8 protein-coding genes are annotated in these 13,766 nt (G+C 51.4%); 2 read left to right on the plus strand and 6 right to left on the minus strand.

All coding sequences use genetic code 11. The features are described 5' to 3' along the window. Positions 1 to 199 precede the first annotated feature (199 nt). A complete protein-coding gene (locus ABJU74_RS15630) occupies positions 200 to 1,549 on the plus strand; it encodes a hypothetical protein (protein WP_348385238.1) in 1,350 nt (449 codons plus the stop codon). A 173-nt stretch (positions 1,550 to 1,722) separates the two neighbouring features. Beyond that, on the plus strand, positions 1,723 to 6,405 hold the full coding sequence (locus ABJU74_RS15635) for an NAD-glutamate dehydrogenase domain-containing protein (protein ID WP_348385237.1): 4,683 nt from the start codon (positions 1,723 to 1,725) through the stop codon (positions 6,403 to 6,405). A gap of 8 nt (positions 6,406 to 6,413) precedes the next feature. On the opposite strand, the gene ABJU74_RS15640 is transcribed toward ABJU74_RS15635, so the two are convergent. The 6 genes from ABJU74_RS15640 to ABJU74_RS15665 all read right to left on the minus strand — a co-directional run bounded on the left by ABJU74_RS15640 (position 6,414) and on the right by ABJU74_RS15665 (position 13,595). Continuing rightward, entirely contained in the window at positions 6,414 to 7,619 is a 1,206-nt protein-coding gene (locus ABJU74_RS15640) for a DUF445 domain-containing protein (protein ID WP_348385609.1), read from the minus strand. Positions 7,620 to 7,714: 95 nt separating this feature from the next. Beyond that, positions 7,715 to 10,879: an efflux RND transporter permease subunit gene (locus ABJU74_RS15645; RefSeq protein WP_348385236.1), complete on the minus strand. Its 3,165-nt coding sequence runs from the start codon at positions 10,877 to 10,879 to the stop codon at positions 7,715 to 7,717. 55 nt (positions 10,880 to 10,934) lie between these two features. Beyond that, the gene (locus ABJU74_RS15650; protein WP_348385235.1) at positions 10,935 to 12,119 is read right to left on the minus strand and encodes an efflux RND transporter periplasmic adaptor subunit; all 1,185 of its coding nucleotides are present in this window, start codon (positions 12,117 to 12,119) and stop codon (positions 10,935 to 10,937) included. 266 nt (positions 12,120 to 12,385) lie between these two features. Further along, complete coding sequence (locus ABJU74_RS15655) at positions 12,386 to 12,661, minus strand: GlsB/YeaQ/YmgE family stress response membrane protein (protein WP_348385234.1); 276 nt, start codon at positions 12,659 to 12,661, stop codon at positions 12,386 to 12,388. Positions 12,662 to 12,853: 192 nt separating this feature from the next. Further along, positions 12,854 to 13,153 (minus strand): DUF1153 domain-containing protein, encoded by a 300-nt coding sequence (locus tag ABJU74_RS15660; protein ID WP_207989496.1) that lies wholly within the window; start codon positions 13,151 to 13,153, stop codon positions 12,854 to 12,856. 115 nt (positions 13,154 to 13,268) lie between these two features. Continuing rightward, a complete protein-coding gene (locus ABJU74_RS15665) occupies positions 13,269 to 13,595 on the minus strand; it encodes a hypothetical protein (RefSeq protein ID WP_348385233.1) in 327 nt (108 codons plus the stop codon). Between the last annotated feature and the right edge of the window lie 171 nt (positions 13,596 to 13,766).

The following is a 13,766-nucleotide window of genomic DNA, read 5'->3' on the forward strand; positions in this document are numbered from 1 at the left end:
CTTGTCTTCTAGCCACTGCGTTACCGGGGGCGCCTTTAACAGCCGGTCTGGCTTGTGACAAGCCTGATGGTAACAGATGCGCGTCAATGATCGCGAATTTTCTAAGGGTCAGCATCAGAATTCTCCAGAATATTTACCAGATATTTACCATGGCTGCTGCAAAACAGTGGGGAGAGCAGTAGAACTATTAGGACTAGGCATGGAAAATCTTCGGAATTCTGACGAAAATGGTGTGATGAGCAATAGCGCTGATCCCGATTATATCGCCTATGAAGACGAAACTGTGACCAGTGAGGCCCCGCCAGCCATTGGCCAAGACGAACGCCGTATGCACGTTCGGGCTTATAATTTCTGGGCTGGTTTGCTCGGAGAGCGGCAATTTCCAAGCGTTGAAGATCTCAACCCGGAAACCGACAAAGACTTTGGCCCCAATAGTGTTTTGCTCGATTTCACTAACGGTGTAGAAAATCCAACTATCCAGTTCCTCGGCGACGCTTTGCGTGACGAATGCGAAGTGGACGATAGCATCACCACGATTGATCAGGTGCCTGCCCGATCGTTATTGTCGCGCATTACAGACCATTATCTGCAAATTATCGCCAATCAGGCGCCCATTGGTTTTGAAGCTGAATTTGTTAATCAGCGTGGAATCACTATTATGTATCGTGGCATTTTGCTGCCCTTTTCGACAGATGATGACACGATCGACTTTATTTACGGTGTGATAAACTGGAAAGAAGTGGTCGCGGATGACTATGCTCAGGAGCTGGAAAACCAAGTCGCCGAAGCGATGCGGTCTGCGCCCGAGAAAACCGAAGCCGGACCAATTTGGGCCGATGCGCCAACCTCCAGCCCCTTGGAATTAACCGCTGAAGACGCTGCGGCTGCAACCGCAGCACTGATTGGCGGCGAGCATATTGAGCTCGACGAAATAGAAGAAACACCGGATGAAAATGCCAGCCTAGCCGATTGGTTAGTGGCAGCGCGCAGCAGTGCCGACAATGCAGCCCATAGCGAACAGCGCAGCCGTGCGGCGCTTTATCACGCTATTGGTCAAGCCTATGATTTCTATCTGATGACCGAAGCCCATCCCCAAGATTATGCTATTTTGCTGGAAGATTCCGGTCTCAAAGCCCAGGAACGGGCGCCGATGACACCAATTGTAAAGCTGGTATTCGGTGCGCATTATGACAAAACCCGATTGACCGAATATGCCGCAGCTCTGCGCTTTGCCAAACAATCGGGCATCGCGAAGGGCGCATTTGCAGATTATCTGGAAAATCATGATGGCGGTCTGAAGGCAATTGTCTATGCAGAACGCGAGACCCGCAATCCGAAAAAAGCCGTTCCCGACGCAATCGCCCATGATGATGTGCTCGATCGCCTACGCCAAGCGCCTGGCCGACAGCTCCATGATGTTGATGCCGGAGATGCCGAATTTGTTGTCCTCGTCGCACGCCGGGATGACAGCGGACAATTGTCAATCGTCGGTCCTGTGCTCAGCGATCAGAAACTGACAGACAAAGTGCTGAAGCAAACCAGCGTCTAAACCAATCTGGTTGGATAGTTGGTTTCATATGTAACCAATTTGCTACACTTGGCACATAATAGCGTCTTGCACCGTTGATAGTCTTGGAACACCCTTGAGCAAACCTTCCATTGCGCGCATAACCGCCTGCGACAGGCGGAGTCTTGGTCCCGTCTGAAATTTTTGGGGGAAGCATGACGAGTAGCCGCAACAGGAAAGCTGCGAAATCGACCCGCGCGACGGCTGACAAGAAACTCGAAAAAAAATTAATCAGCGCCTTTCAAAATAGCGCGCTGCCCGGCGAAAACACAGGTTTTGACAACAAGGCCTGCACAGAAGCCGTCCGGTTTGCCTTGGCGTGCGGCTATAGGCGCAGCGGAACCGATGCCAGCTTGGTGCTCGAAAGCGTCGTGAGTACCCAAGGCCATCGCCATTTGCGTTTGGCCATATTCAATGATGACATGCCGTTTCTGGTCGATTCTGTTTGTGCCACCATCGCTGGATTTGGCCTCAATATTGAACGCCTTATTCACCCAGTGATTGCTGCCGAGCGAGACAAGAATAGCAAGCTAACCGCTATATTTGAACGATCAGATGAGTCCAAAGAGCGCGAATCGATTATCTATATTGAACTGGAACGGGCTGAGGCAAAATTGCGTCGCACCCTGCAAGCCGCGTTGCGGAAAAATCTCAAAGATGTTGCGGCAGCCGTCAGCGACTGGGGAAAGTTGCAAACTATATTGAGAACCGGCGCAAATAGTCTTTGTGAAGGCGAAGGCGCGGATCTGCTGCATTGGTTCCTCGACCGCAATTTTACGCTGCTAGCTCATGAAATAATTGACCCGAAAGGCGAACGCGCAAAAAAGCTGGGACTTTCCCGCATGCGCGACAAACCGGCTCTTTCCAAAGAAAGCCAGAAACGCGCATTTGACTGGTTTAAAGCTGGCGGTCAGGCGCCATTGATCATCAAATCCAATCAAATTTCAACCGTGCATCGCCACGTCTTGATGGATATTATTGTCGTGCCGATATGGGAGAAGAAGAGACTGAAAGGTCTTTCGTTGACCGCCGGCTTGTGGACCAGCGCAGCATTGGCAGCGCCGCCCGAAAACGTCCCCCTCCTGCGCACCCAATTGGATCATTTGTTTAAAAAATTCGAATTTGCTGCAGCAGGCCACGCCGGCAAATCACTGACTCACGCCTTAACGGCATTACCGCATGATTTGCTGATCACCTTCCGGCAGGAAGATTTAGAGAAACTAGCACTAATTTCCATGTCTCTCATCGATCGGCCCCGCCCGAAACTGCACAGCGTCATGTCGCCGCTTAATCGCCATTTATTCGCATTTATCTGGTTGCCGCGCGAACAGCTTTCGACGGCCAGACGCGAAAACATCCAAGCCATGTTGACCGAAGCGACCGGCGCCAAAATTCTCAGCTGGTCCAATACTTTAGGTGAAGGCGGGATTTCTTCCCTTCGTTATGTTTTGGATATGGGCATCGACAGCAAAATTCCGGATCCCGATGCGCTCGACCGTCAATTAGAAAATATGATCAGGGGTTGGCGACCGGAAGTGGAAAGCCAGCTGAGTGAATTTGTACCGGACAATCGGGCGGCCGTTTTGGCGCAGCGCTATGCGGATTGCTTCCCCGGCACCTATCAAGCCACCTATGGCGCAACCGAAGCCGCGCGAGATATCATGCGCCTGTTCCAACTTGAACGCGGCGGCCAAAAATCAACACGCCTTTATCATCTTGATGGCGATCCCGACGATACATTACGGCTCAAAGTCTATCATCTGGGAGGGGCCTTGCCGCTCTCCGATGCGGTTCCCACGCTCGAAAATTTCGGCTTTTCGGTTTTGGAAGAAGTGCCGACACCGCTGGAAGAAGGACGTCTTGGTTATATTCATGATTTTCAATTGTCTTTGCGTAATCCTGAATCTCGAGACGACCTGATTGCCCGAGCATCCGAGATTCAAGACGCGATTACCGACGTGCTTGAAGGACGGGCTGAAAATGATAATTTCAACCAGTTGATCACCGCAGCTGGGATCAGTGCACAATCGACCGTGTGGATTAGGGCCTGGTTCCGGTATTTGCGCCAAACCGGGTTGAGCTATGGTTTGATTACCGTTGTGGAAGCATTGGTGGAAGCCGGTCACGTCACCCGCGCGATGATTGAATTGTTCGTCGCGCTACATGACCCTGATTTTATCGGCGATCGAGAGGCGGCCTCTGCGGAATCCATCCGTGCAATAGATGCCGGTTTAACAAAGGTTGATGGCATTGATGATGACCGGATATTGCGGCTTTTCCGATCAGTGATTGAATCGGTGCTGCGCACCAATGCTTTTGCCCCCTTACTCAGCGGCGCTCTGGCATTCAAAATAGAAAGTGCGAAAATTCCAGACTTGCCTGCCCCCGTGCCGTGGCGGGAAATATTTGTATATAGCCCGCGTGTTGAAGGCATTCATTTGCGCTCGGGGCCGGTGGCACGAGGCGGCTTGCGCTGGTCTGATCGCCGCGATGATTTCCGGACAGAAATTCTCGGCCTTATGAAAGCACAGCGTGTTAAGAATGCCGTGATCGTGCCCACCGGTGCAAAAGGCGGTTTCTTTGCCAAACAATTGCCATCGGGCGACGACCGCGATGCCTTTATCGCCGAAGGAACGGAATCCTATAAGATTTTTATTCGCGCCTTGCTGTCGATAACCGACAATATCAAAGACGGAACCCTTCTCCCGCCAAATCGCGTGCTTTGCCGCGATGACAGCGACCCCTATTTTGTTGTCGCCGCGGACAAAGGCACAGCTAGCTTTTCCGATATCGCCAATGCCATCGCCATTGAAAATGACTTTTGGTTGGGCGATGCCTTCGCTAGCGGCGGCAGCAATGGCTATGATCACAAAGCCATGGGTATTACCGCTCGAGGCGCTTGGGTATCGGTGCAACGCCATTTCGCTGAAATGGGTATCGACGTGCAAAAGGAACCCGTTTCAGTCATCGGTGTGGGTGATATGTCGGGCGACGTTTTTGGCAACGGATTGCTTTTGTCCAAAAGCCTGCGCCTCGTGGCGGCGTTTGACCATCGCCATATTTTTATTGATCCCGACCCTGATCCGGCAAAAAGCTGGAAAGAACGCAAACGCTTGTTTGACCTCCCGCGTTCGAGTTGGGAAGATTATAATAAGAGCGTGATATCGAAAGGCGGCGCTGTCTTTTCACGCCATTCTAAAACGCTAAAGATCAACAAGACCATCGCAAAATTGGTTGGACTCGATGGAGACACAAACGTGACGCCATCGCAGCTTATTGCAGCTATTTTAACCAGTCAGGCAGACCTTTTATGGTTTGGCGGCATCGGCACCTATATCAAAGCGGATCGCGAAAATCATATTGAAGTGGGTGATCCGTCGAATGACGCGATCCGGATTAATGCCAAGCAATTGCGCGTCAAGGTCATTGGCGAAGGGGCTAATCTAGGGATAACCCAAGCAGGCCGCATTGATTTTGCCGCAATGGGCGGGCGGATTAACACCGACTTTATCGACAATAGCGCCGGTGTTGATTGCTCCGATAATGAAGTGAATATCAAGATTGCGCTGAATGCTGCTATGGCAAAAGGCCAATTGAAACCCGCAGCAAGAAATCGATTGCTCGAAGCGATGACCAATAATGTCGGCAGTCTCGTTTTGGAGGATAATCGACTGCAAGCCTTAGGACTTTCCATTGCCGAAATGGGCGGTCAGAAAACGCTGCCTTCCTATGTCCGTTTAATTGAACTTTTCGAAGAACAAGGTCAATTGGACCGCGCGGTAGAAGGCCTTGCATCCAATGAAGATTTAATGCGCCGCGCACAAGAAAGTCGCGGTTTGTACCGGCCAGAACTGGCAGTTCTCATCTCGACCGCCAAGCTCGGATTGCAAGATGCGATAGAAAATAGCAGCCTGAGCGATGATCCGGCGCTGGATAGCGAATTGCTCAATGCCTTTCCCAACGCAATGCAAAAAAAGCATAAAAATGCCATCTTAACCCACCAATTGCGCAAAGAGATTATCGCAACCAAATTGGCCAATCGCATGATCAATCGCTTGGGCCTGATCGACCCTTTTGAATTGGCCGAAGAAGAAGGCACATCACTCGGAGAAGTCGCTGCAGCCTTTGTCATGGCTGAACGTCTGTTTCAGGCCGACAAGCTTTGGATTTCATTGGAAGAAGCGAAAATCAGTGAAAATGTCCGATTGCTACTCTTTGATCGATTTGCCTATGTCTTGCGCTCGCATATGGCGGATCTGATGCGCATTGGCTTGTCCAACGGTACGATTGATGAGGCAGTGGAAATGCTCGCGCCGGGCATTAAAGCATTGAATGCCAAAGTGGAAAGCCTGATCACTGAGCAAGGCCAGTTGGAAGCGACCAAACAGACCAGATTACTGGTCGAAGCCGGGGCCACTAATGAGATCGCCCATAAAATGGCCAATATGTACAAAAATGATGGAGCCGCAGGCATCGCATTTCTCGGTAAAATCCGGGAAATTGATGCGATTCAAGTCGCCGCCGCCTTTACCAAATTGGGAAGCCTGCTCGGCTTGGATTGGGCTCAAATGACCGCAACCCGGATCAACCCATCCGATCCGTGGGATCGCTTGTTGGTTGCTGGACTGGCGCGTGATTTCCAACAAATGCGTCTCGATTTTCTGCGCCGTGCGCGCAGCAAGGATATGGATCAGTTTCTTGAAAGCTGGGTGGATAAAAATGCCGATCGGGTCGGGCAATTTCGTAATATTGTTGATCGCGCCCAATTGTCTCCACGGCCATCTATCGCCATGCTGGCGCAAATTGCTGGACAAGCCCGCATATTGCTCTCGCGCTAGTCCGGAGATTAAATCCAATAACCCAAAAGATGCAACGACACGCCGACCAGGCCGCCGACCAAAGTTCCGTTTACGCGGATATATTGCAGATCACGGCCCACCGCATTTTCCACGCGATCGGTGATTGTTTGCGCGTCCCAACCCCGAATAGTTTCTGAAACCAGCTTGACGATATTATCGCCATAGCTCGCAACAACACCAGCCACAGCGCGGCGAGCAAAGCGATTAAGCTGCCGATTGAGCAGCGGGTCTTTCTGCAAGCTGCTGCCCAATTGCATCAGGGCATCGCCAAAATGGCCCGCCATGGCAGCCTCTGGATCTCGCGATGCCTTTAACAGGGCTTCGCGACCGGTTTCCCACATACCGTCAATCCATGTTGCGATGGCAGGATTATCAATCATTTCGAGCTTCCACTCATTGACCCTTTCCCGCAATTCAGGATCATGTTTCAGCTCTTGCGCCAATTGCGCGATACTTTCCTCGGTTTTCGAACGCACCGGATGCTGAGGGTCTGTCGCCATGTCGGCCAGCAATTTGTAGAGCCCATCCATGACTTCATTCGCCAAACGGTCGTCCAAACCGGTCCACCGCATGACGGTATTCGCGCGGTCGTGGACAATCGCCCGAATGACATATTCATTCGCATCAAGCGTGCGATAGGCCCATTTTATTGTCGAATCGATAAGCGGTCCGTGGCGGTTCTCCGCCATGACTGATTCCAATATCTGTCCCATGGGCGTGGCCAGATCCAATTCTTTGGCTTGCGACTTTACGGCGCCTTTGAACATTTTCCCCAATCGATCCTGATCGAGCGAACCGATAATATCGCCGATAAGCCGGGATGCCCCCATCCGCAATCGGCCTTGTCCTCCGCTCGGGGACTTGAGAAAACGGCCGACGCCTCCGGCTAGGTCTACGCCGTGCATGCGCTGCGCCACGATGCGGGAAACCAGAAAATTATTCTTGAGGAAATTGGCAAGCGTATCGCCAATGCGATCCTTGTTGCGCGGTATGATCGCCGTATGCGGTATTGGAAGCCCCATGGGATGGCGGAACAATGCCGTTACCGCAAACCAGTCGGCAAGCCCTCCCACCATTGCGGCTTCGGCAAAGGCGCGGACAAAGCCGAGCGCGGGATGGACCTCTTCAAACGATTTTGAGGTGAAATAAACGATCGCCATCAAAACGAGCAATCCGGTTGCGATAATTTTCATATCGCGGCCGGCATTGTTCAAGGCTGTTCCCTGAACAGAAGGGTGATCCGAAGGGGCGCTACTCGATGTTGGCACCAATGTAGAAGAAAGCGGCTTCACTCGGCTGGTTGGACCTCTGCATCAGAAGGATTTTCCGGGCCCTCCCCGTTATCGACAAGCAAATGCTTGCGGAATAGCGAACCGAGACGTTTTTCAATGCCGCTAGCGAGACTGAAACCAGCCGGGACAATCAACAAGGTCAGTACGGTTGAGAGTATCAATCCGCCAATCACTACCGTGCCCATCGGCGCGCGCCAAGAGGAATCTCCTGACAAGGAAATCGCCGTTGGGATCATCCCGGCGGTCATCGCAACCGTGGTCATGACAATGGGTTGCGCCCGTTTACGGCCTGCTTCAATAATCGCGTCTCGTTTCCGTTGCCCCATTTCTATTTGTTCAAGAGCAAAGTCGATCAACAATATCGAGTTTTTCGCGACAATGCCGAAGAGCAGCAATATCCCGATAAACACCGGAAGCGACAAGGCCTGCCCGACCATCACCAGAGCAATCAAGCCGCCCAAGGGCGCCAATAGCAAGGATCCCATATTGACGAGAGGTGACATCACCCGGCCGTAGAGGAGCACTAGCACCGCAAAGACCAGTAAGGTTCCCGCAACCAGAGCGATACCGAAATTGGTCTGCATTTCTTGTTGCCATTCATCCGCACCGAACGGCGCATTCGAAACACCGGTCGGTAATTCTGCCATTATCGGCAACTTGTCAATTTGCGCTTGCGCCGTGCCTTTGACGACGCCGGGCGCTAGATCAGCACCGACAAAAATCCGCCGCTTCTGATTATAGCGCTGAATTGTCGTCGGCCCGGACCCGAAACTAATATCGGCCACCCGGCTGAGCGGGACGGATCCCCCGCCCGCAATGGGAACCGGCAGGTTTTCAATCGTCGAATAATCCCGGCGAGATTTACGCGGTAACACAACCCGGATCGGAACTTGGCGATCAGACAACGAGAATTTGGCGCTATTCTGGTCAATCTCACCCAAAGTCGCAATACGAATAGTTTGGCTCAGCGCAGCGGTTGAAACGCCCAATTGCGATGCCAGATCGGAGCGCGGCGTGATCAATATTTCAGGACGCTGCAAGTCCGCATTCACCCGCGGTCCAACAATAGATTTCAGTCCTTTCATTTGCTCCACCAAAGTCGCGGCGGTAGATTCCAACAAGGCAGGATCCGAGCCCGATAACATGATCGAAAAGTCTCGTCCGGTTCCGCTGCCGCCTGGCCCATTATTATTCAAAAAGGATACGCGCGCATCGGGAATAGCCTGCAATTGCGGCGTCAGATCTTCTTCATAGTCTGAACTTTTGCGATCACGATCGGCTTTCAAAGTGATGAATATCCTTCCGTTGCCCTCGCGTATACTTTCCAAAGCAGTTTGCGTTTCCGGTTGTGCTTCAATGATTTTAGCAACTTTTTCTGAGACATCAGCAGTTTGTTCGAGCGTCGTACCCGGCACCATCTCAATGTTGACGCGGCTAAAATCTTCATTACCGGTTGGGAAAAATTCTTTGGGAATGACGATGAACATGACGATGGTCACAACGAAGGTGAGCAGTCCCAACCCCATAACAATCACACGGTGATCAAAAAATTTGGCGATGATGCGGTTGAAGATGCCGCCACGCGCTTTGATTTCCGTCGACTTACCGCGGCCCAATGTCCAGGTTAGAATATCGACATATTGTTCAATCCAGGGGCCGCTAGCATGATCAGCCTCCCCTTTGGCTTTAAGAAAATAGGCGGCAATCATCGGCGTTATCATCCGCGCAACCGCCAAGCTCATCAGCACCGCAATGACGACGGTAAATCCGAAAACCTTGAAATATTGTCCCGCAATACCGGGCATTAATGCGACCGGTAAAAAGACCGCCACAATCGAAAAAGTGGTGGCAACAACGGCCAGACCAATTTCATCAGCCGCATCAATTGAAGCTTGATAGGCGGATTTGCCCATGCGCATATGGCGGACGATATTTTCAATCTCCACAATCGCATCATCGACCAAGACCCCGGCAACAAGCCCCAAGGCCATCAAGCTCATCTGATTGAGGCTGAAGCCAATCATGTCGAGAAACCAGAAGGTTGGAATCGCGGATAATGGGATAGCAATGGCAGAAATAAAGGTTGCGCGCCAATCCCGAAGGAACAAGAAGACAACAATGATGGCCAGCACCGCGCCTTCGATCATCGCTGCCATTGAACTCTTATATTGTGCCTTGGTAAAGCCCACGCTGGTGAACAGCTGAGTGAAGGAAACACCCGGATTTTCCGCTTCAATCTGGTCCATCTTTTCAACGGCGTCATCATAGACAGTAACGTCTGAAGCCCCTTTGGCCCGTGACAGACTGAAGGTCACCACTTGCTTGCCCTTCACACGGGCGATCCGGCTCAACTCACTAAAGCTATCCGATACTTCAGCAATATCGGCCAATTTAACCGACCGGCCATCGCCTGTAGCAATTTTGGTTTGTGACAGATCAAAAGCTGTTTTGGCGTTACCGAGAACACGGACCGATTGGCGTGAGCCGGCTATTTCCGTTTGTCCGCCTGCCGCGTTGAGATTGAGCTGCCGCAAAGAATTGTTAATTTGCGCCGCAGTAACGCCGAGTGCCTGGATCCGTTCGGGAATCAGAACAACCCGAATTTCACGGTCGACACCACCGCCCCGTTCCACCGTTCCTATGCCATTAATCGTCAACAGCGACTTGGCCACAGTATCATCGACAAACCAGCTCAGCTGCTCCATCGTCATATCATCGGCGCCCACCGCAAAATAAGCGATAGGATTGCCAGAAGTGGATTCCTTGGTGATCAGCGGTTCAAGTATGCCATCCGGTAAATTACCGCGTTCCTGATCGACCGCATTTTTGACGTCATTGACCGCTTGATCAATATTTTCCCCAATATCAAACTGAACCACTGTCACACTGCGACCTTCGCGCGTGGTCGAGCTAATACTATCGACGCCATCCAGTCCTTGCACGGCGGATTCCACGCGTTGGGTGATCTGGGTTTCAATTTCCGTTGGCGCTGCACCAGGCTGCGAAATTTGGACAACCACAACCGGAAATTCAATATCCGGATCATTTTGAACATCAATAAGCTGGAAGCTAACCATACCGGCCAGCATCATGCCAACAAAAATCACAATCGGAATCACCGGATTGCGGATGGACCAGGCAGAGATATTGCGGAAATTCATAATCTTTCTATCCGTCGTTCCGGTTTAAGCAAAAAGGCAATGGGCGCGGCATGGATCAGCTATCTTTGCCTTCTTCAACCGCCCGCACGGTCTCACCCGGGTTTAAAAACCCGCCAGCGCGCAAAACAACCCGTTCATTGCCTGCCAGTCCGGACGCCACAGTAACGCCTGCCGAGCTGACCCCAGCGGTTTCAATGCCGCGGCGTTTAATCTTATTATCCTTGTCGACAATATAGACATAATTGCCCTTATCATCATCATGGACGGCAGATTCGGGGAGGACGGCAGCCTGAGAAGATCCGCTTTGAATCTTTGCGCTAGCAAACCCACCGGGGCGCAAGGCATCGTCAAAATTCAGCGCAATTTTCGCTACGCCTTGTCGCGATTGCGCATCAATCATCGGAGAAATTTGCCAGATTTGGCCGGTTAGAACCTTGCTTGTACCAACCGGGACAACATCTGTGCTGACCCCGACAGAAACATTCGCCAGATCACTTTCGCTCAACTGGGCTTGCAATTCCATTTCGCCATTTTGCGCTAGCCGAAACAACGTTCCGCTGCCGGTGCTGACCGTCTGGCCAACTTCTACGCTACGCTCGAGCACCAGACCGCCTTTTGGCGCAACAATATTCAGAAATTTGTTGCGAGCCCGGGTTTCCGACAATTGTGCCTGGGCAACGCGCAATTGCGCCGCACTCGAATCGCGGGTCGCGGTCAGCCGGTCGATATCGGCTTTCGATATAAACCCCCGATCGATCAAACGCGCAGATCGATCAAGATTGGCCTGCGCCAAATTCAGATCAGCCCGGCGAGAAGCAACCGTTGCTTCCAGTCGCGCAGCCTGTTGATTTTGAACCGACCGGTCAATGCTGGCCATAATCTGTCCCGGCTTCACCCAATCTCCCGCATCGACGAAGACATTGGTGACCCGGCCACCTTCACCCACGACACCGACGGGAATCTCGCGACGCGCTGCCAATGTGCCAGTGGCATTGATCGTGCGGACAACATCTTGCTTGCTCGGAACAACCACGGTGACCACCGGAGCCTGCCCGTCTTCGCTGCCAGCCACACCTGATCCGCCGCCAGACATGAGCTGATAGGCGACAATCGCCGTAATCACAGCAATCGTCACCAATGTGACTATCAAGAAACGCCGTTTGTTCCGACGGGATTCAGCCTCGTCACCCATGGACGAGACATCCAGGTCTTCGCGCGGGATTTTCGACTCAAAGTTCATAGGGCACACTCTTAAGATCAATTTTCATAGTAGTTCAACGTCGCCATATACAAAAAGATTCATGCAATTAGTAGGAGAATTCTGCAATTTTCATATTTGGTGTATTATATCAATAAATCAGTTACGACAAGCCCGAACCGTGACATCCGAAAAATAGTTAATGCTTAACGCAGATATTTTCAGCGATCACCGCTATTTAGACACGGAAAAGGTCGACCCGATTGGGCCGACCTTTCCGCTAAATTCAATCGAAATTACGTCTGATATTAACGGATTTTGCCGCGCTTGATTAAGTTGACAACTCCCAGCAGAACAATCGCTCCACCAAAAGCCACAAGCAATGTCATCGGACTAAATGGTGCTTCCCGTAAATTAGACGTACCGCCGGTGAAAAAACTGAACAGCCAACCGCCCAGCATGGATCCGACACAGCCAACGACGACATTCCAGAATATCCCCATGGACGCATCACGCCCCATGACCATACTGGCCAGCCATCCGATAACCCCGCCCATAACCAATGCGATGATAAAATTGATCATAACTTCCTCCTGATCTGTTTCGCCCCATCCCTCGAGGCCGAGCCTGCATTCTTATACATTTGGCGGCTCAAAACCAGAAAATAGTCTTTGATGCAAAAAAAATGGGCTTCGGAATCGCAATCCCGCAGCCCATAAACCATTAATATTCATACTTAAGTCGCAAATTGCAGCGCCGAACGGCGCATCGAGCGATCAATATTTCTGCTGGCGCTCATATAAATCGCGATAATGTTGGATTCGCGTGACCCGCAAGCCAGGCATACCAGAACGATCAACCGCGCGTTGCCAAGAAGCAAATTCTTCCAACGACAAACTATACCGGTCACAAACTTCATCCACCGTCAAAAGCCCACCATTTACGGCAGCTACGACTTCCGCTTTGCGCCGAACGACCCAACGGGTTGTCCCTGGCGCTGGCAAATCGGCCACAGTCAAAGGCTCGCCTAATGGGCCGACGACTTGTGCTGGTTTAATTGTTTGGTTCTCGATCATACTACCCTCAAATACGCCTTTCGGCTTTTCCTCTAAATCTCAATATTTTTACATCTTTAGACATAGAGTTTTTCAAACTATTAAATCACCAAGGTAAATAACGCGTTCATATTTACTATCCCGCGCTCTTATCTGATGATTTATCACGCAAAAGATCCGGCCGAAAATGACCTTTGTCAAAAATGCGCGCGCGTTTTGCAAAAGCGCTTCTTGATGGAAGCTCTCCTGCAAAATACTTGATCCGATCTTCCATCAATCCTCTGGCAACCACTGCTTTGTTGGCAGCCTTGCCTGTCTGCCGTGCTAAAAATGCACGGGCAGAAGGAGATTGAGCCTGACGCGCCACCGCATGCGCAATCAACGCTTCATGCGCGTTGTCTGCTTTTGCATTCGATTCGGCGCTGGTCTCAGCCACGCTCTTATGAGGGAAGTTCATTTCCATAAACAGCTGTCTAACAGCGAAGGTATAAACTTACGTAAAGGTCGCGTTCATCGGCTCTTAGGACTAGTTAAGCAATTCTTCCTTCCAATTCCCCATTTCGTCCCAATATGAACCAAAACGATATTTGAGCCCGGATATTCTGCTGTCGTTCGCGCAATACTGGCGCTGTGA

This window comes from Parasphingorhabdus sp. (assembly GCF_039982415.1).
Taxonomy (GTDB): domain Bacteria; phylum Pseudomonadota; class Alphaproteobacteria; order Sphingomonadales; family Sphingomonadaceae; genus Parasphingorhabdus.